Genomic DNA, 17802 nt, shown 5'->3' on the forward strand with positions numbered 1-17802 from the left:
CCAGATGACCGCCGCCATGGCCCCGACCACAGCCCTGCCCGACCCGCAACGCTACCCCGAATTTTACGCCAGCGTGAACCGCAAACGCCTGGTGGCGTGGATCGCGGATGTGACGCTGGTGGTGATCCTTGCGCTGATCGCCACGCCGTTTACGGCCTTTACGGCCGTGTTTTACTTCCCTTTTCTGATGTTCGTGATCGGCTTTCTTTATCGCTGGTCCACGCTTGCGTCAGGATCGGCCACCTGGGGGATGCGCCTGATGGCGATCGAATTGCGCGAAGATGACGGGCTGCGCCTGTCGGGCCAGACGGCCATGCTGCACACGTTGGGATATTACGTGTCGATGGCGATGGCCCCGCTGCAATTGGTGTCGATCATCCTGATGGCCGTGAACCCGCGAAAGCAGGGCCTGAGCGATGCTGTTCTGGGCACGGCGATGCTGAACCGCATGGCCTGACCCGCCGAAAATGGCGGGGTTGGCGCGGCGATCATCCGTTGTTAACCTGCGCTGAACACTCGCGAACAGGATGATATGCGCCACACGCTTCCCATTGCGCCGCAGTTTTACGTGACGGCCCCGCAACCGTGCCCCTACCTTGACGGGCGCATGGAGCGCAAGCTGTTCACGGCCCTGCAAGGCGAAGGGGCCGAGCAGTTGAACGACAGCCTGTCAAAGCAGGGCTTCCGGCGTTCGCAAAATGTCCTTTATCGCCCGTCCTGTGCGGAATGCAGCGCCTGTCTGTCGGCCCGTATCCGCGTGGCCGATTTTGCGCCCTCGCGCAGCCAGCGCCGTGTCGACAAGCGCAATGGCCATTTGCAACGCCGCGCCATGTCGCCTTGGGCCACCGAAGAACAGTTCCAGCTGTTTCGCGATTATCTGGACAGCCGCCATGCCACCGGCGGCATGGCCGATATGGATCTGTTTGAATTTGCCGCCATGGTCGAGGAAACGCCCGTGCGCACCCGTCTGATCGAATACACCGACCCGGACGCGCCAGATGACGGCTATGACGGAATGGCAGCAGTGTGCCTGACCGATATTCTGGATGATGGCCTGAGCATGGTTTACTCGTTCTTTGCCCCGGAACGGCAAAAACACAGCCTTGGCACCTATCTGATCCTTGATCACATCGCCATCGCGCGCGAAATGGGCCTGCCTTATGTTTACCTTGGCTATTGGGTGCCCGGCAGCCCCAAGATGGACTACAAAGCCAAGTTCAAAGGGCTTGAGATTTACCGCAAGGGCGCGTGGCAGGACATTGGCGATCCCGCGCAATACGAAGCGGATACCCATCCCCTTTCGGTTGCACCGATTGCCGAACAGGTCGCGCAGATCAGCCTGCCGGGCAGCCGGAGCGTCTAGGAACGCGGGATCGGCGGCGCGCAACGCAAGCCTTGCATTGGCAGGCCGCGAGATGGCGATCAAATCTTGCTGGCTGGCACTTGATGGTCGCCAAGCACGGTCCCACATTTCAGCGTCGCACCCACATCAGCCAAATCGCCAGCCCGGCGGGGCGGCCTGACGATCCACGGCGGCCTGCGGCCTTCCGTGCGGGGTTTGAAACCTAGTTGATCAGGTTCGGCACAATCGTCACCACGCCGGGGAACAGGGTCAGCAATGCCAGCCCCACCACCTGGATCAGCACAAACGGCAGCACACCCTTGTAGATGTGGCCGGTCGTCACTTCGGGTGGGGCAACCCCGCGCAGATAGAACAGCGCAAAGCCAAAGGGCGGCGTGAGGAAGCTGGTTTGCAGGTTCACGGCGATCATGATCGTTACCCATTTCGGGTCCATCGTGCCGCCATAGATCACGGGGCCGACAATCGGGATCACGATGTAGATGATTTCAAGGAAATCAAGCACGAAGCCCAGCACGAACAGCACCAACATGACCACAAAGAACACCTGCCATTCATTGTCGAAACTGCGCAGGAACTGCTGGATATAGTGTTCACCACCAAAGGAAATCACCACAAGGTTCAGCATCTGCGAGCCGATCAGAATGGTGAACACCATCGACGTGACCTTGGCCGTTTCGCGCACGACCGGCGACAGGACACCGCCCGACAGCAGCACCCAAAGCGCATACCCCATCGAGAAACAGGCATAGAGGAACGCGCCAAAGGCGACGAGGTAGGCGATGTAATCTTCAACCGCCACCGTGCCCTGACCCAACCGCATGTCGAAGTTCACACCGACAATCAGCATCAGCGCAACAGCAGCGGTGCCCAGCAGGATGATGTTGCCCGACCGTTCCTGATCTTTCAGCTTGCGAAAGGCGGCCAGCATGATCGCACCACCGGCCCCAAGGGCGGCAGCCGGTGTCGGGTTGGTGATCCCGCCAAGGATCGAACCCAGCACCGCAACGATCAGCACCAGCGGCGGGAACACGACACGCAGCAATTCGTTCTGCGCCAGTCGTTTCACCCCGTCACGCAGACCGTAAAAGATGATCAGCAATGGAATGGCGATCAGGATCGTCGTCATGCCGGGCGATGTCAGCGCCCCGATAAACAACACATCAACCAACAGCATCAGCACCACACCGGCCGCGCCAATGATCAGCGGGCGTGGATCGGCGGCTGGCATCACGCCGCGCGCCGTTGTCAACACCAGCGCCATCAGCAACGCCAAAATCGCGATCCCTGTGCCGATCCAAGGTGCGTTGGCGACCTTTTCATCGACCAGCGCCTGACGTTCGTCGTCGGTAAACTGGTGGGCTTGTTCGACGCCCCCGGCTTCGTCAATCACCGCCTGTTGCGCCAGCGCGGTATCCCAGGCCTCTTGGCCGTGCAGTTCGATCATCGCGGCGGCGCAGTCCTCGCCCACATTGGTGCGCAGGCTCGCGGACTCGCCCGTGTCGGAATAAGTGTCAACGATAATGGATTGCGACCCGACCAGCCCGATATTGCCCATCAGGATCACGCCCACAATCAACCCGACGGGCGCAAGCACGAACCATGTCAGCCCTTCGCTGCGGGTCACACCGCTGCTTTGGCCGCCCTCGACGTGGACAGCGGGTGCATGGGTCGGGTTGAACAGCGCATACCCAAAGGCATAGGCCGCATAAAGGAATGCCAGCAAGATACCGGGCAACAGCGCCGCCTGAAACAGCGTCCCCACCGACACCACCGCCGGTTCGCCAAGGTATGTCAGCGCGTCTGTGCAGCCCGCGGCAATCGCGCGGGATTCTTGCGCGGCGGAATAGATATCCCCCGCCAAAGTGCCAAGCAGAACGATCACAATGGATGGCGGGATGATTTGACCCAAGGTGCCGGATGCCGCAATCACACCTGTGGCCAGTGACGGCGAATAGCCGTTGCGCAACATCGTTGGCAGCGACAGCAGGCCCATGGTCACAACGGTCGCCCCGACGATACCGGTTGAGGCCGCAAGGAACGCCCCCACAACAACAACCGACACGGCCAGACCACCGGGCAGCGGGCCGAAAACCCGGCTCATCGTGGTCAGCAGATCGTCGGCAATCCGCGAGCGTTCCAACGTGATCCCCATCATCACGAACATCAGCACGGCCAGCAGCGTTTCGATGGACTGCCCCGCCAGAACCCGTTCGTTCATGCGGTTGACGATAAAGGACACGTTGCGATCCAGTGCCATTTCCCAGCCCTGCACGAACACAGGTTCGGCAAGCCTTGGCAGGTCAGAGAACCTGAATACCGATATGTTTTCCGGTTTGACCCCTTCGGCAATCAGCGCGGCATATTCCGGCGTGCTTTTGTCAATCGCCTGATGGATCAGGTAGCCGCCACTATCCAGCGCGGCAATGATCGCAAACGAGATGACCGCAGAGCCACCGATGGAAAACGCGACGGGAAAGCCCGAAAGGATGCCTGCGAACAAACACAGGAACACGATAATCAGGCCAATTTCGACGCCATCAAGTCCGAAGATCATTAGGGTTCTGCCTTTGAATTAGTGAATTTCGGCCACGAGTTCGGCTTGCGCGTCACCCAAACTGTCTTTGTCGAGATACTTGCCTTCGCTGTCAGGCCCCTCTTTCCACTCAAGATACGAGCGGTAAAAGAACGCGACGGCCTGCAACATCACCATCAATGTGAAGGTCACAAGCAGCACCTTGAACAGGAAATAGGCGTTGAACCCGTTCGGGCTGAACCCGATGGTTTCCACGTTCCAGCGCAGGGCGCGCGCCTTGGTGATCAACCGCTCCAGCGTATCGGATGCCGACGGGTTGGGCACCACCAGATGGCGCCACATGAAGAACCAGCCATACATCCACGTCAGCACCGCCGCCGGGATCATGAAAAACAGACTGCCGAACATGTCGATCATGCGTTTCTTGCCGTGGCTGACGGCGGCATACACCAGATCGACCCGCACATGCCCGCCCTGCACAAACGTGTAGGTGGCGCACATGCAGACGATCAAAGCGTTATAAAACTTGAGTTCCTCGGCCCACCAGCTGACGTCTTTGGTAAAGACCGCGCCGAACCCAAGGCTGATTTCCGCGACCGCAAAGACCCGCTGCATAAAGATGATGACGATCTGTTGCAGCACCATCAACAGGCCGGCCCATGCAAAAAAGCGCCCGACCGTGTTGGCGAACCCTTCAAGGGCGCGCACGCAGCCCCACATGAAACGGTTGCGGAACAGCCCGACCGTGGTCACGATCAGGAACAGAACGAAGACCGCAAAGAACAGTTCGACCGAGGCACCGTAATAGATGAACCGCATCAGCGATTCCTTGTCTTCGGTGGTGTTGGCCCAGGACAGCCAGTCCAGCCACATGGCCGGATGGGTAAGGGCAAAGATGATGTTGTAAAGGGCTTCGATCAGATTGCCAAAAAACCAACCCAAGGCCCCGTAACCTTCGAGGGCGGTGATGTTCTGGATCAACCAGGTGTCATACACCGGCCAAAATCCTGTCAGGACTTCTTCTTCCATCTGGCTCGTGCCCCCAAAACTGGAAATTCAAGGTGCGCCACACAGCACGCTGGCTGTGGCTGCGCGAAACCAGCCCCCACCGTGGCGGGGGCTGGATTGATTGGCATCGCTTGCGGCTTAGCCGTTGATCCGTGTGCGTTGATCCGTAAAGGCCTGATCCGACTGGCGGATCCACGCCGAGGAGGACGCGACCGATGCATCAAAGCTGGCACGGATACGGGCATAAAGCTCGTCGCCCATGAACTCGTCCAGCGCCTCTTTCGCGCCAACGGCAAGTGCATCCCAAACGTCATTGGGGAACTGCATCACCTTGGTGCCACCGGCAACCAGACGATCAAGTGCCGCACCATTGTTGGCGTGCGACTGGGTCAGGCTCCACTGGTGGGTCGCCGCGGCTGCGCTGTCGACAATCGACTGATGCTCGGGGGACAGGCTGTCCCAGACATCACGGTTGAAGGATGCGGTCAGGGCCGACCCCGGCTCGTGCATGCCGCCTGTGTAGTAGAATTCACAGACTTCCTGCAGGCCAAGACGTTCATCGGCAAACGGGCCGATCCATTCGGCACCATCAATCGCGCCGGACGACAGCGCCTGATAGATTTCGCCGCCGGGCACGTTCTGCACGGATGCGCCTGTCAGTCCCAGCGCCTTGCCACCAAGACCGGGCATACGGAACTTCAGACCCTGAAGGTCGTCAGCCGAGTTGATTTCCTTGCGGAACCAACCGCCGGGCTGCGCGCCGGTATTCCCGGCAAGGAACGATTTCAACCCAAAGATCTGGCCCAACTCGTCGTGCAGTTCAGCGCCGCCACCGTGGTAATACCACGTTGCCAGTTCCTGCGCGGTCGCACCGAAAGGCACAGCCGTGAAGAAATAGAAGCCGGGGTGCTGGCCGCCAAAGTAGTAATCTGCCGAGTGGTAGATATCAGCCTGCCCTGCGGACACGGCGTCAAACACCTCGAAGGCGCCCACAAGCGAACCGGCGGGTTTTTTGTCGATGGTCAGCGCGCCACCGGTGCCTGCGTTGACAAGCTCGGCAAAGTGCACGGCCGCATCGTCGAACACGGCGAACCCGTCGGGGACGGATGTCACCATGGTCAGTGTGCGGTTGCCCTGCGCGTAAGCCGGTGCAGCCAGTGTTGTGGCTGCGGCAGCGGTGCCACCAAGCGCTGATGTTTTAAGAAAAGAACGACGATCCATTTAGGTCCTCCCGAGTGTGCAAAGTTCTGCCCCCCTCCCGGAGGCAAAACGTCCTAAGACTGGCCAAAGCCTAGCGACACACTGTCTTCATTTGAATACCCTAAATCGCCAACTTTGCCGAAATCGTAAAAAAATCTTACCAATTTGGCACTCTGATAGCGCCAACATGTCGCAGTTGCGCGGATCAGTACGAAAACGGCCTAAAAATAAGGCGCTTGTAACGGGAACGATTCGGAGGTGACTTTGCGTGACCTTTCCCGTCGGCGGCGGGGCACCATCGGCACCCCGCAAACGCCCTAGAAAATGAAGTCGGATTCGTTCAGGTCGTCGGCATCTGCATTCTCAAGCCGGATTGTCACATCGCCCGCCGCGATTACGGCGGCACTGTCGTCCTGGCTGAGGAAAATGTCATCGAACGTCAAACCCTCGAAACCGGTCAGCGCGATCTTGTCCGCGCCGCTGGTAAAGTCGGTGATCGTGTCACTGCCATCGCCTGCGCCAAAGCCGAACACGTCATTGCCCTGCCCGCCGGTCAGCATGTCGTCGTCGATCCCGCCTTGCAGCATGTCATCGCCGCTGCCGCCATAAAGCGTGTCGTCGTCATCCGCGCCATAGATCGTATCATCGCCGCTGCCGCCCCAGACGATATCCTGGCCGTTGTCTGTCACCAGATCACCGGCATCATCAGGCACGTTCAACAGATCGGGGAAGGACGGATCAAGACCGGCATAGATCGTGTCATTGCCAGCCCCGCCGCGGATCAGATCGGACCCTTCACCGCCGATGATCGTGTCATTGCCCGCGTTGCCGTTCAGCGTGTCGTCGTCAAAGCCACCGTCAATGAAATCATTACCCATGCCACCTGTCGCAAGGTCGCCGTCATCGCCGGTGATGATCGTGTCATGGCCCTGGCCACCGCGCACGATGTCGGCGTCGTCATCGGGATCATCATCCGCAGCAAACAGACCCGGATAGCCGCGATCAGGGCTGCCGCTGATGCCAAAGTCGTTCAGGTTGCCCGCGGTATTGATATAGTCGTTGCCCCAGCCGCCCGCGACACTGTCACTGCCTTCGCCGCCGTAAACCGTGTCCCAGCCACTGCCGCCCTTGATCACATCGTTGCCATAGCCGCCCAGGATTCGGTCGCTGCTGGCGCCGCCGTCAATTTCGTCATTGCCAAGCCCGCCATAGATTATGTCGCGGCCAATCCCGCCAAACAGCGTGTCGGCCCCCGCATCCCCACGGATGAAATCGTTCTGGCCGCCGCCATAGATGATGTCGTGACCCTTGTTGCCGTGCAGGCTATCGGCGCCCGCGCCACCAAAAAGGCTGTCGTTGCCGTCACCGCCATGCAGGTTGTCTTCGCCACGGTAGCCATAAAGCGTGTCATTGTTCTTGTCGCCGTAAACGCTGTCGTTGCCCATGCCACCGGAAATATGATCGTTACCTTCGCCACCCTGAAGATAGTCGTGGCCGGTGTGGCCCTTGATGAAATCATCGCCCTTGTTGCCCTTGATCACGTCATCGCCGGTATTGCCATGCAGGGAATCCCCGCCTGCGCCACCATGGATTTCATCGTCACCCGATCCGCCGGAAATAAAGTCGTGCCCGTCCTTGCCATAGATCAGGTCATCGCCATCGCGGCCAAATATCTGGTCCTTGAATGGGGTGCCAATGATTGCCGGATCGCCATCTTCCAGCAGTTCGATCTCGGAAAACGCGGCAATCGGTGTCAGCCCCACGTCGATCAGATTGTCGGCAACCGGATCAACCACAAGGTCCATCCGCACAATCGACCCTTCGATGTCAGTGCTGTCATATTCAACGGCAAAGCCAACCTGGCCTGCGCCCGGCTGCACGAAACTGTCGGCGGGAATATCGACCACCTGCAACAGGCTGTCAGCCGACATGCCCGGCCCGATCCATGCAAATTCATCCCCGTCGGACACGCGCACATGACCGTCCGCGCCGATGATCGTCAGCCCAAGGTCATAGGTATCTTCGTCAAACTCCGCTTGTTCCTGCCACAGGAACACTTCGGTGCCGTCGTCCAGTTCAATGGTGATTGTCGCACCAATCACCGCCCCATCCGCGATACGTGCGTTCACAAAATCAGCGAGTAGTGTCATAGTGTGCCCCCCCAGGCCTATGTGTCGCGCGAAATGGCGCAATCGTTAATCAATGATTAACAGTCACAGATCAGCAAGGGTTCGGCAAGTTGCCCTTTTAGCTTATCGCGATTGAAAGCCGTGCCTTATCAACTGTTTCCAATTCAGAAACGACACATCACCGCGAGTCGCCAGCGTCAAATCCCGAAGATAAAATCGTCCTCGCTCAGATCATCTGCATCGACACCGTTCAACCGGATCGTCGTTTCCCCCGCCTGAATGATCGCCACACTGTCCTCTTGCGACAAAAAGATATCGTCGAAGGTCAGGGCGGGCGGTGGCGGGACGTAATCGTCAAATTCCGCGTCCCCTCCCGCGCCGGGATAATCATAGACCTGGGACTGAAGCGCGATCTTGTCTTCGCCACTTGTGAAATCCTTGATCGTGTCAGTGCCGTTGTCGACTGCGTCCAAAGGTGCGTCCTCGGTCTCGCGCGTGCCGACAGCGAAAGAGAAGGTATCGTTGCCATCGCCACCGATCAGGAGGTCGTCGCCCGCGTCGCCGCTCAGGACATCGTCGCCTTCAGCCCCGATCAGGACATCATTATCGTCGCCGCCATACAGAAAGTCATCACCGCGCCCGCCGTGCATCCGGTCGTTGCCCGCGTCACCATAAAGCCGGTCAAGGCCGTCAAAACCCGACACCTTGTCGTCACCTTCGCCACCATCAACACGGTCGTCGCCATAACCGCCGTTCATATCGTCATTGCCCGCGCCGCCATACATGTCGTCGCGACCGTGGTTGCCACGGATGAAATCATCACCTTCGCCACCAAACAGCCCGCCATACGCGTCGGAACTGCCGCCAAAGCGTTCGTCATCACCATCGCCGCCGCGCAGATCGTCATTGCCCGCCCCGCCGTCCAGATAATCGACACCATCACGCCCGTTCAGGCTGTCATCGCCCGCGCCACCGAACAAACCGCCGGTGCTGACCACATCGCCGGTGCTTCCGCCAAAGTAGCTGTCGGTAATCCCGTCATCGCCCGCACCGCCATCAAGACTATCGTTGCCGTCACCGCCATTCAGTTCGTCGCGTCCGCCGCCACCTTTGATCGTGTCGTCCCCGCCCAGCGCGTCATAAACGTTATCGGCATCGTCCAGCATGACCGTATCATCGCCTTCGGTGCCTTGGTCAAAGACCAGATCGGCATCGGGCAGCAGGTCAATGACCCGTTCCAACGTGACCTGTTCGCCATCTTACAGACCTGTGTAGAACAGCGCCAGTTCGCCTTCGTCGGTGATCTGCGCGGCAATCTGGAGGTCGTCGAAATCCAAGGCTTCGCTGGCAAAGAAGGCTTCAAACGCCATCGAGTTGCCTTGCGGATCGTATTGCGTGATGTCCAATGTTGTCTCAAGGCCCGTTGCATTCTGGAAAATGCCCAGCGACTCGCCGTTGTCGAGCGCAATGAAATGCGCCTGCCAGCCGTCATTGCCGGACGCAAAGACCGCATCTGCCACAAGCACGCCGTTCTGCTCGGACAGAATGCCAAAGCTGCTATCGCCCTCGAACCCGTAGGCCACGCGCCCGTCGCCCATGACCTGCAAGACAAGACCGCTTTGGTCAGGTGCCACAGTGAATGCATCAGACGCGGTGCTGGTGTCGGTGGCCAGCACGTTCGCGGTGCCATCCCCCCCAATCTCGATCTGCAGGAATCCGGCGGGGTTGTTGCCCTGCCCGTCGATCGGCAAAAGCCAGCTATCCAGCCCAAGGCCGAACACCGCAGGCTGGGCGGTTTCTTCCACCGGATCGTCGGCGTAGATATCAAGGACCGTCGTCAGGCCGTAACCGGCGGGCAGATCGACGGGGGTGTCCGTAACCGTGCCATCGGCGGCGGTGTAACTGACAACAATACCGTCAGCCGTTTCGGCCACACTTAGCGATCCGCCATCGGCATCAAGGTTCGCCACATCCGGCGCAAGCAGATTGTTGACGTAGGTCTGCGCGCCGCCCGGAAATGCGGTGTCGGTCGCTTGCAGCGGTGTCAGGATATCAAAGGCCATGTTCTACCCCCATAGAAACTCGTTACCCGTCAAAATTGCGGGCCGATCCAGCAGGAGTCAATGAAATTGAAAGGTTTTTCTGCCTTGAACCGCGTTGCGGCCCGTCTTACGGATCGACTGTTTCCGGATCGAAAACAATCGGTGCGCGCGGGAGTGCTCAACACAATGCCCCAAGGGCGCCCGCCTGTAAGAATGTTGCGAAAAAGCGCCCTCAGACGAACTTTTCTCCAATCCGCCTGTTGACCCCCCTTGCCGCGCATGCATAAAGTCTGCGCACGCATATGAAGGACCCCAAGGAATGACACACATTCTAGTCGTCGTAGGAAAATCGCGCATGGGCCGGTAACGGTTTACCCAGACAGGTTCCCATGCGCCCCCGAAACCTCGGGGGCTTTTTTATGCCAAACGATAAAGACGTCAGAGATAGGAAAACACGATGACACGTCAAATGACCGGAGCGAAAATGGTAGTCCAAGCCCTGAAGGATCAGGGTGTGGATGTCGTCTTTGGATATCCCGGTGGTGCTGTCCTACCGATCTATGACGAGATCTTTCAGCAAAACGAAATCCGCCACGTCTTGGTGCGCCACGAACAGGGCGCGGTCCATGCCGCCGAAGGCTATGCGCGCGCGACCGGCAAACCCGGTGTGGCGCTGGTGACATCCGGCCCTGGCGCGACCAATGCGGTGACGGGACTGACCGATGCCTTGATGGATAGTATCCCGATTATCGTGCTGACGGGGCAGGTTCCGACCTTCATGATCGGGTCCGATGCCTTTCAAGAGGCCGACACCGTGGGCATCACCCGCCCCTGCACCAAACATAACTGGCTGGTGAAGGAAACCGACAAGCTGGCGGGCGTGATCCACGAGGCGTTTCATGTGGCCATGTCGGGCCGCCCCGGCCCCGTTTTGATCGACATCCCCAAAGATGTGCAGTTTGCCACGGGCGCCTACATGGAAAAAGCCAAACGCAAGAGCCACTACGCCCCGCAGGTGAAAGGCGATATCGACTCGATCACCGAACTGGCCCGCGCGATGGAAAAGGCGAAGCGCCCTGTGTTCTACACCGGCGGTGGCGTGATCAACTCCGGCCCTGCCGCCAGCCAGCTGCTGCGCGAACTGGTCGAGGCCACGGGCTTTCCGATCACCTCGACCCTGATGGGCCTTGGCGCCTACCCCGCCTCTGGCGACAAATGGCTGGGCATGCTGGGGATGCACGGGTTGTACGAGGCCAACATGGCGATGCACGACTGCGATCTGATGATCAACATCGGCGCGCGCTTTGATGACCGGATCACCGGGCGCATTGATGCCTTCAGCCCGAAATCCACCAAGGCGCATATCGACATTGATGCCTCGTCGATCAACAAAGTGATCCGCGTCGATATCCCGATCTTGGGCGATGTGGCCCATGTGCTTGAGGATTTGCTGAAGGTCTGGAAATCGGGTGGTCGCAAAACCAATGCCGAGGCTGTCGGCAAATGGTGGGATCAGATCAGGGAATGGCAAAAGGTCGACTGCCTGAAGTTTGAACAAAAGGGCAAGGTGATCAAGCCGCAGCATGCGCTGGCACGGCTTGAGGCGCTGACCAAGGACCACGACCGTTATATCTGCACCGAAGTGGGCCAGCACCAGATGTGGGCCGCGCAATATCTGGGCTTTGAAGACCCGAACCGCTGGATGACATCCGGTGGCCTTGGCACGATGGGCTATGGTCACCCCGCGTCGATTGGCGTGCAGATGGCCCACCCCGACGCGCTGGTGATCAACATCGCCGGTGAAGCGTCATGGCTGATGAACATGCAGGAACTGGGTACGGCCATGCAATACGGCCTACCCGTCAAACAGTTTATCCTGAACAATGAACGCCTTGGCATGGTGCGCCAGTGGCAGGAATTGCTGCACGGCGAGCGGTATTCGTCGAGCTGGTCTGAATCCCTGCCCGATTTCGTGAAACTGGCCGAGGCATTCGGGGCCAAGGGCATCCAGTGCCACGACCCTGCCGATCTGGACGATGCGATTATGGAAATGCTGAACCACGACGGACCGGTCCTGTTCGACTGTCTGGTGGAAAAGCACGAAAACTGCTTCCCGATGATCCCCTCCGGCAAAGCCCACAACGAAATGCTGCTGGGTGATGCAAGCACCTCTGGTGCGATTGATGCTAAGGGGAGCGTGTTGGTGTGATCAGGATATTTGGTGCATGCTTAGTTTCTTCACTTGCCAGCCTCTCCAGTTATGCCCAGGCCGACGTTTCATTTGATGACAAGGAAACGATCCTCGCGGAGTTTGTCAGGCAGTTGCCACGTGGGATGCTAGGTGTCCCTGATCAGTGGCTGGAGATGGAAACCGTCATTGGATGGGAAAAAATGATACTGCTTGTCGGCTACGCCAACAATGAAGCCGTATGCTCTCGAATGTTAGTCATCGCCAAACAAGACAGCCCCGATCGAAATTTCCGCTGCACGGCAGCCAACTAAAGGACTAGCCCCATGTCCCCACTCAAAATCAAAAAAGGCGCGACGAGTCATTCCGCCTATAACCTGCGCCCCACCTTCTCGGAGGTGATTGAACGGCACACGCTGGCTGTGGTCGTGGAAAACGAGCCCGGTGTGCTGGCGCGGGTCATCGGGCTGTTTGCAGGGCGCGGCTATAACATCGAAAGCCTGACCGTGGCCGAGATTGACCATGAAGGGCATCGCTCGCGCATTACCATCGTCACCACCGGCACGCCGCAGGTGATCGAACAGATCAAGGCGCAGCTGGGTCGGATCGTGTCGGTTTACGAGGTGCATGACCTGACCGTCGAAGGCGCCAGCGTGGAACGCGAATTGGCGCTGTTCAAGGTCGCAGGCAAAGGTGACGCGCGGGTCGAGGCCCTGCGTCTGGCGGATATCTTCCGCGCCAATGTGGTGGATAGCACCCTGGAATTGTTTGTCTTTGAAATCACCGGCACGCCGGAAAAGATCGACGCCTTTGCCGACCTGATGCGCCCGATCGGTCTGGTGGAAATGGCGCGCACGGGTGTTGCGGCACTGGCGCGCGGCGTGGATTTCGCCTGAAGGTGCAGCCCCCACCGCCGTCGCGGCGGGGGCGCATAATTCGTTAGCCGTCAGCCATTGGCATGAGGCCCGCATCTGTTGCAGCGGCCACTTCCTCGGCATCAAGCAGGCCGTCACCGTTGACGTCCATCACGGTGAACGTGTCCTCGGTCAGTTCGCCGTCAACCGCCTGAAGTTCGGGGAAGGAATACATCCCGTCCCCGTTCACGTCGATCGCCGCATCCATTTCCTGCGCAAAGGCAGGGGCTGCGAGAAGGACAAGGACGGGCGTCACGATCTTGAACTTGGAAGTCATTTCGTCGTCTCCTTTTAGGACATGGTTTGAAGACTGCATCGTCTTCATGGCCCAGATAAGGGTTTGCCCTGATCACATGCTATCAGGTGGTGCGAAAATGGCAAATCCGCGCGGCCTTGCGCGCATTTTGCACCCCGCCCCTTGCGCCGTTTCGCCGATCAAATTGCATCGGCCAGATGTGACCCATCCGCATGGGGATTTTGCGCAAGGCTTTGCCGAAACGATGTCGCGGTGGGGATTGCGCAAGTCGCGCACAGACTGCGCGTTTGCCCCGCTCTGCTGCTAAAATTGGCCATCTTTTGCATGAGGGAATCCTGCCATGGCCACGCATCCGTCTGATTTGTCCGCTGTCCGCGCGCCGCTTGAAACCGCGCACGGGTTGTCCAATGCCCACTACGTTGACCCGGCGATGTTCGAGGAAGAAAAGCACGCGGTCCTGTTTGCAAGCTGGTCCGGACTCGCCGTTGCAGCCGATGTGCCGGAAAACGGCGATGCGGTGCCGATGGAATTTGCCGGCATTCCGCTGCTGCTGATCCGCGACCGCGAGGGGCAGGTCCGTGTCTTTGAAAACATCTGCCGCCATCGTGGCATGATTCTGGTGAGCGAACCCAAAAAGATCGAGGGTGCGATCCGCTGCCCCTATCACAGCTGGTGCTATTCCACCGCCGGCAAGCTGGTCAGCACACCCCATGTGGGCGGTGCGGGCCACAACACCCACCCCGCCATCGTCAAGGACGATCTGGGGCTGAACGAGGTGCGCAGCCATATCTGGTTTGACACCGTGTTCATCAATATCGACGGCAAGGCCGACCCGTTTGAAGTGGTCCACGCCGATCTGCTGGACCGCTGGCGCGAGTTTGACCAGCCCATGTATCACGGCGGTGCGGACAGCCGCTTTGATCTGAAGGTTGAAACCAATTTCAAGCTGGCCGTGGAAAACTACTGCGAAAGCTATCACCTGCCGTGGATTCACCCCGGTCTGAACAGCTATTCCCGCCTCGAGGATCACTATCACATCGAACAAAAGGGCAAGTACTCGGGCCAGGGCACGCTGGTTTACCGCCAGTTGAAAGGGCCCGATGACATGGTGTTCCCCGATTTTGCGAACCTTTCGGACAAATGGGATACGGGCGCGGAATATGTCGCCATCTATCCCAACGTGCTGCTGGGTGCGCAGCGTGACCACACCTTTGTGATCATTCTGGAACCCAATACCCAGACCACGACCACCGAACATGTGCACCTGTATTACGCCGACCCGCAGGTCAGCGAGGACATGCGCGCGCGCAACGCCCATCTGTGGCGCGGCGTGTTCGAGGAGGACATTTTCGTGGTCGAGGGCATGCAAAAGGGGCGCGCTGCCCCATCCTTTGACGGCGGCCGTTTCAGCCCTGCCATGGACGGGCCAACTCATTGTTTTCACGATTGGGTTGCCGGTTGCATTCAGTCCCACCGCGCAAGGGCACAGGCGGCAGAATGAGCGATCTGGACGACCGTCTTCTGGCCGCCCACGCCCGCGACGACCGCCGCGCGCTTGTCACGCTTTACGGTGAGGCAGGCAGCGTGACCAATGACATCGACGCCAGCTGCTTTTACCTGACCCACGCCTATATCTATGCGCTGGAAATGGGCCACCCCGACACGGACGCGCTGCATGCGCGGCTGGCCGTGCACGGGCGGGTTTGACGGGGGCAACCAGTCCGCAAACACGTCGCAAGCCCACCGTGTGGAAAGGTTCCTCACGCCGTAGGTTCGCATTGCACCCCGGCGCGCATGCGCCAAGCCCGACCTCCCCCACGGGAGGGCTTTCCTGCAACGAACGCTGCGCACCACACACATGTTGCATTACAAACAACGGTCAAACCTGATTGCGTGGCCTCCCGAGGTCGGGCTTGGCGCAAGCGCGCCTCTTTCCACTGGCATCCCTTTCCTGTTCCTGATTTCCTGACCCCAACACCACAGGAGACCAACATGAGCGCACGCAAGATCATCATCGACACGGACCCCGGACAGGATGACGCGGTCGCAATCCTTTTGGCGCTGGCCTCGCCCGAAGACATTGACGTGTTGGGTGTGGTGGCCGTTGCCGGCAATGTCCCCCTGCCCCTGACCCAGAAAAACGCGCGGATCGTGTGTGAACTGGCGGGCAAGACCGATGTGCCCGTTTTTGCTGGCTGCGACAGGCCACTGCACCACACGCTGGTCACGGCCGAACATGTGCATGGCAAGACAGGGCTGGACGGCCCGCAGATGGCCGACCCGACTATGCCCCTGCAAGACCGGCACGGCGTAGATTTTATTATCGATACCCTGCGCGCCGAACCGTCGGGCACGGTCACGCTTTGCCCGCTGGGACCGCTGACCAATATCGCGACGGCGTTCCAACGCGCCCCCGATATCATTGACCGCGTGCAGGAAATTGTCCTGATGGGAGGTGGATTTTTCGAGGGCGGCAACATCACCCCGGCGGCGGAATTCAACATCTACGTCGATCCCGAAGCGGCCGACATCGTGTTTCGTGCCGGTGTGCCGCTGGTGGTGATGCCGCTCGACGTGACCCACAAGGCGCTGACCACGCCCGCTCATGTGGCGGCCTTTCGCAAGATGGACACGCAGGTGGGCCATATGGTCGCCGCATGGACCGACTTTTTCGAGCGCTTCGACAAGGAAAAATATGGCAGTCAGGGCGCGCCCCTGCATGACCCTTGTGTCATTGCCTATCTGATCCGGCCCGATCTGTTCCGCGGCCGCCACATCAACGTGGAAATTGAAACCCGGTCCGCGTTGACCCGCGGCATGACCGTCGCCGACTGGTGGCGCGTCACTGACCGTGGCCCCAATGCGCTGTTCATGAAAGACGTCGATGCGGATGCGTTCTTTGGGCTGTTGGCTGACAGGCTGGCACGCCTTGGGTGACGGCAGGCAAAGCCGCATCGGGGTAGCTGCGCACCTGAACAAGGCGCGCCCAAGGCCGCGCATTTCCAAGCCAAAGCGGACGCCCAACCCGGTACTAGAGTTTTCGGGTTTGCGGACGAATCGCCATTTCGCTGCGGCTGCGCAATCGTCCGCTTTTAGAGACGCCTGTTGAGAGGTGGAACATTCTCGGGAGTTACAACCTGAATATGAGTTGCGTTTGTATGAAGCGGTACGGACATGAGTTTGTGATGATGCAAGAAAGCTTGGAACGCGTTTTGCAAATCAACTCGAAGGTCATGGTGCAATACAAAGCTAAGACGCCCCTCTTCGATCAGCCGTCTGTTGTCGTTATCCAGATCATGAGCCACATAAACATCAGGCATTGACCCGTGATGTTCGAGGGCATTCAAAATCGCCGTGTTGCCGCCACCCATAGAATATACGGCACGTATTTGGCCCATGCCTGCGACAGCACCTTGCATGATGCGCGATGTTTCAAAATGTACGCCGCTGCCCCCACTTGCATCCATGATGCGCAGGTTTGGACACAGCTGGGCCAGCGTGGCCTTGAACGCCACTTCTCGCTCTTCCTCCCCCAAAAACCGATCATTGCTTCTGGAGGTCAGGACAGTTCCTTCAACGTCGCCGATTGTTTTCGCAATCAAATAGGCCGCCGTGCGGCCTGCGCTCTGATTATCAAGGCCAACATAGGCAAGCCGCTTCGTCGTGGTCAGATCAGTGACCAACGTGACCACAGGAATGCCTGACGCGATCAATTGATCCACTGCTGCTCTGATGTTCGGCAGATCACGCGCTTTGATGCACACGCCATGGCTGCCACGTTTGGCGATGCGCAACAAAGCCTCGGTGACATCATCTTCGCTCATAATCTCTTGCGCTTGAAACCTTGGACGGCACACGGCGCTTCCAAGACCTGGTAACACATGTTCAGTGGCGTGCTGTACTTCGCGGCTAAAGCGGGTTGGCGCTTCGATCAAAAAATCAAAAAACAAACGTCGCCCACGGGCGGCCAATTGTGCCTCTTGTCCTTCGAGTTCCGAAATGGCGGCGGCAACACGTGCCTTGGTTTGCGGACTGACATTCGCGCGATTGTGTATTGCACGGTCAATCGTCGCGGTGCTGAGCCCGGACTGTCTCGCAATTTCTTTGAGTGGAAACCTATGTGTCATTTGATGTGTTTCTGATGTCTTTTGGGGAACCAATCAAGGTTT

The 17802-nt window shown here is 59.0% G+C and carries 16 protein-coding genes; 8 read left to right on the plus strand and 8 right to left on the minus strand.

Going from position 1 to position 17802, the window contains the following annotated elements; genetic code table 11:
* Nucleotides 1-4 precede the first annotated feature (4 nt).
* Nucleotides 5-457, plus strand: a complete 453-nt coding sequence (locus SJY21_RS03520) for an RDD family protein (RefSeq protein WP_377506256.1) — start codon at nt 5-7, stop codon at nt 455-457.
* A gap of 75 nt (nt 458-532) precedes the next feature.
* Complete coding sequence (locus tag SJY21_RS03525) at nt 533-1363, plus strand: arginyltransferase (protein ID WP_377506259.1); 831 nt, start codon at nt 533-535, stop codon at nt 1361-1363.
* Between the two features lie 202 nt (nt 1364-1565).
* Here the strand turns inward: SJY21_RS03525 and SJY21_RS03530 are convergent, their stop codons facing one another.
* From SJY21_RS03530 to SJY21_RS03555, 6 genes are all read right to left on the minus strand, one after another.
* Nucleotides 1566-3917: a TRAP transporter large permease subunit gene (locus tag SJY21_RS03530; RefSeq protein ID WP_377506262.1), complete on the minus strand. Its 2352-nt coding sequence runs from the start codon at nt 3915-3917 to the stop codon at nt 1566-1568.
* A gap of 18 nt (nt 3918-3935) precedes the next feature.
* Nucleotides 3936-4925, minus strand: a complete 990-nt coding sequence (locus tag SJY21_RS03535; RefSeq protein WP_377506265.1) for a TRAP transporter small permease subunit — start codon at nt 4923-4925, stop codon at nt 3936-3938.
* A 117-nt stretch (nt 4926-5042) separates the two neighbouring features.
* Nucleotides 5043-6125, minus strand: coding sequence for a TRAP transporter substrate-binding protein (locus tag SJY21_RS03540; RefSeq protein WP_377506268.1), 1083 nt, complete (start codon nt 6123-6125; stop codon nt 5043-5045).
* Nucleotides 6126-6421: 296 nt separating this feature from the next.
* Nucleotides 6422-8254: a calcium-binding protein gene (locus SJY21_RS03545; protein WP_377506271.1), complete on the minus strand. Its 1833-nt coding sequence runs from the start codon at nt 8252-8254 to the stop codon at nt 6422-6424.
* A gap of 176 nt (nt 8255-8430) precedes the next feature.
* The gene (locus tag SJY21_RS03550) at nt 8431-9474 is read right to left on the minus strand and encodes a calcium-binding protein (protein WP_377506274.1); all 1044 of its coding nucleotides are present in this window, start codon (nt 9472-9474) and stop codon (nt 8431-8433) included.
* A gap of 18 nt (nt 9475-9492) precedes the next feature.
* Entirely contained in the window at nt 9493-10296 is an 804-nt protein-coding gene (locus SJY21_RS03555; RefSeq protein WP_377506277.1) for a hypothetical protein, read from the minus strand.
* Nucleotides 10297-10732: 436 nt separating this feature from the next.
* On the opposite strand from SJY21_RS03555, the gene SJY21_RS03560 reads away from it, so the two are divergent.
* The 3 genes from SJY21_RS03560 to ilvN are packed head-to-tail and all read left to right on the plus strand — an operon-like array spanning nt 10733 to nt 13359.
* Nucleotides 10733-12484 (plus strand): acetolactate synthase 3 large subunit, encoded by a 1752-nt coding sequence (locus SJY21_RS03560; protein ID WP_377506280.1) that lies wholly within the window; start codon nt 10733-10735, stop codon nt 12482-12484.
* Nucleotides 12481-12777, plus strand: a complete 297-nt coding sequence (locus SJY21_RS03565; RefSeq protein ID WP_377506283.1) for a hypothetical protein — start codon at nt 12481-12483, stop codon at nt 12775-12777. The genes SJY21_RS03560 and SJY21_RS03565 overlap by 4 nt, the downstream gene beginning before the upstream one ends.
* Nucleotides 12778-12789: 12 nt before the next feature.
* Entirely contained in the window at nt 12790-13359 is a 570-nt protein-coding gene (ilvN, locus tag SJY21_RS03570; protein ID WP_377506286.1) for an acetolactate synthase small subunit, read from the plus strand.
* A gap of 43 nt (nt 13360-13402) precedes the next feature.
* Here the strand turns inward: ilvN and SJY21_RS03575 are convergent, their stop codons facing one another.
* Nucleotides 13403-13654: a hypothetical protein gene (locus SJY21_RS03575; protein WP_377506289.1), complete on the minus strand. Its 252-nt coding sequence runs from the start codon at nt 13652-13654 to the stop codon at nt 13403-13405.
* A gap of 319 nt (nt 13655-13973) precedes the next feature.
* Here SJY21_RS03575 and SJY21_RS03580 point away from each other — a divergent pair, with 319 nt between their 5' ends.
* The 3 genes from SJY21_RS03580 (at nt 13974) to SJY21_RS03590 (ending at nt 16570) form a co-directional block, all read left to right on the plus strand.
* The gene (locus SJY21_RS03580) at nt 13974-15134 is read left to right on the plus strand and encodes an aromatic ring-hydroxylating dioxygenase subunit alpha (protein WP_377506291.1); all 1161 of its coding nucleotides are present in this window, start codon (nt 13974-13976) and stop codon (nt 15132-15134) included.
* A complete protein-coding gene (locus SJY21_RS03585) occupies nt 15131-15340 on the plus strand; it encodes a hypothetical protein (RefSeq protein WP_377506294.1) in 210 nt (69 codons plus the stop codon). Before SJY21_RS03580 ends, SJY21_RS03585 begins: the two co-directional genes overlap by 4 nt.
* A 285-nt stretch (nt 15341-15625) precedes the next feature.
* The gene (locus SJY21_RS03590; RefSeq protein ID WP_377506297.1) at nt 15626-16570 is read left to right on the plus strand and encodes a nucleoside hydrolase; all 945 of its coding nucleotides are present in this window, start codon (nt 15626-15628) and stop codon (nt 16568-16570) included.
* A 155-nt stretch (nt 16571-16725) separates the two neighbouring features.
* On the opposite strand, the gene SJY21_RS03595 is transcribed toward SJY21_RS03590, so the two are convergent.
* Nucleotides 16726-17760 carry a LacI family DNA-binding transcriptional regulator gene (locus tag SJY21_RS03595; protein WP_377506300.1) on the minus strand — a complete coding sequence of 345 codons (1035 nt, stop codon included), beginning with the start codon at nt 17758-17760 and terminating at the stop codon, nt 16726-16728.
* Between the last annotated feature and the right edge of the window lie 42 nt (nt 17761-17802).

It is taken from the genome of Octadecabacter sp. R77987 (assembly GCF_042466115.1).
GTDB lineage: Bacteria > Pseudomonadota > Alphaproteobacteria > Rhodobacterales > Rhodobacteraceae > SW4.

Excerpts from the sequence above, each read along its gene's own strand:
- SJY21_RS03520 (WP_377506256.1), top strand. The coding sequence starts at position 5 with ATGACCGCCGCCATGGCCCCGACCACAGCCCTGCCCGACCCGCAACGC.
- SJY21_RS03525 (WP_377506259.1), top strand. The coding sequence starts at position 533 with ATGCGCCACACGCTTCCCATTGCGCCGCAGTTTTACGTGACGGCCCCG.
- SJY21_RS03530 (WP_377506262.1), bottom strand. The coding sequence starts at position 3,917 with ATGATCTTCGGACTTGATGGCGTCGAAATTGGCCTGATTATCGTGTTC.
- SJY21_RS03535 (WP_377506265.1), bottom strand. The coding sequence starts at position 4,925 with ATGGAAGAAGAAGTCCTGACAGGATTTTGGCCGGTGTATGACACCTGG.
- SJY21_RS03540 (WP_377506268.1), bottom strand. The coding sequence starts at position 6,125 with ATGGATCGTCGTTCTTTTCTTAAAACATCAGCGCTTGGTGGCACCGCT.
- SJY21_RS03545 (WP_377506271.1), bottom strand. The coding sequence starts at position 8,254 with ATGACACTACTCGCTGATTTTGTGAACGCACGTATCGCGGATGGGGCG.
- SJY21_RS03555 (WP_377506277.1), bottom strand. The coding sequence starts at position 10,296 with ATGGCCTTTGATATCCTGACACCGCTGCAAGCGACCGACACCGCATTT.
- SJY21_RS03560 (WP_377506280.1), top strand. The coding sequence starts at position 10,733 with ATGACACGTCAAATGACCGGAGCGAAAATGGTAGTCCAAGCCCTGAAG.
- ilvN (WP_377506286.1), top strand. The coding sequence starts at position 12,790 with ATGTCCCCACTCAAAATCAAAAAAGGCGCGACGAGTCATTCCGCCTAT.
- SJY21_RS03575 (WP_377506289.1), bottom strand. The coding sequence starts at position 13,654 with ATGACTTCCAAGTTCAAGATCGTGACGCCCGTCCTTGTCCTTCTCGCA.
- SJY21_RS03580 (WP_377506291.1), top strand. The coding sequence starts at position 13,974 with ATGGCCACGCATCCGTCTGATTTGTCCGCTGTCCGCGCGCCGCTTGAA.
- SJY21_RS03585 (WP_377506294.1), top strand. The coding sequence starts at position 15,131 with ATGAGCGATCTGGACGACCGTCTTCTGGCCGCCCACGCCCGCGACGAC.
- SJY21_RS03590 (WP_377506297.1), top strand. The coding sequence starts at position 15,626 with ATGAGCGCACGCAAGATCATCATCGACACGGACCCCGGACAGGATGAC.
- SJY21_RS03595 (WP_377506300.1), bottom strand. The coding sequence starts at position 17,760 with ATGACACATAGGTTTCCACTCAAAGAAATTGCGAGACAGTCCGGGCTC.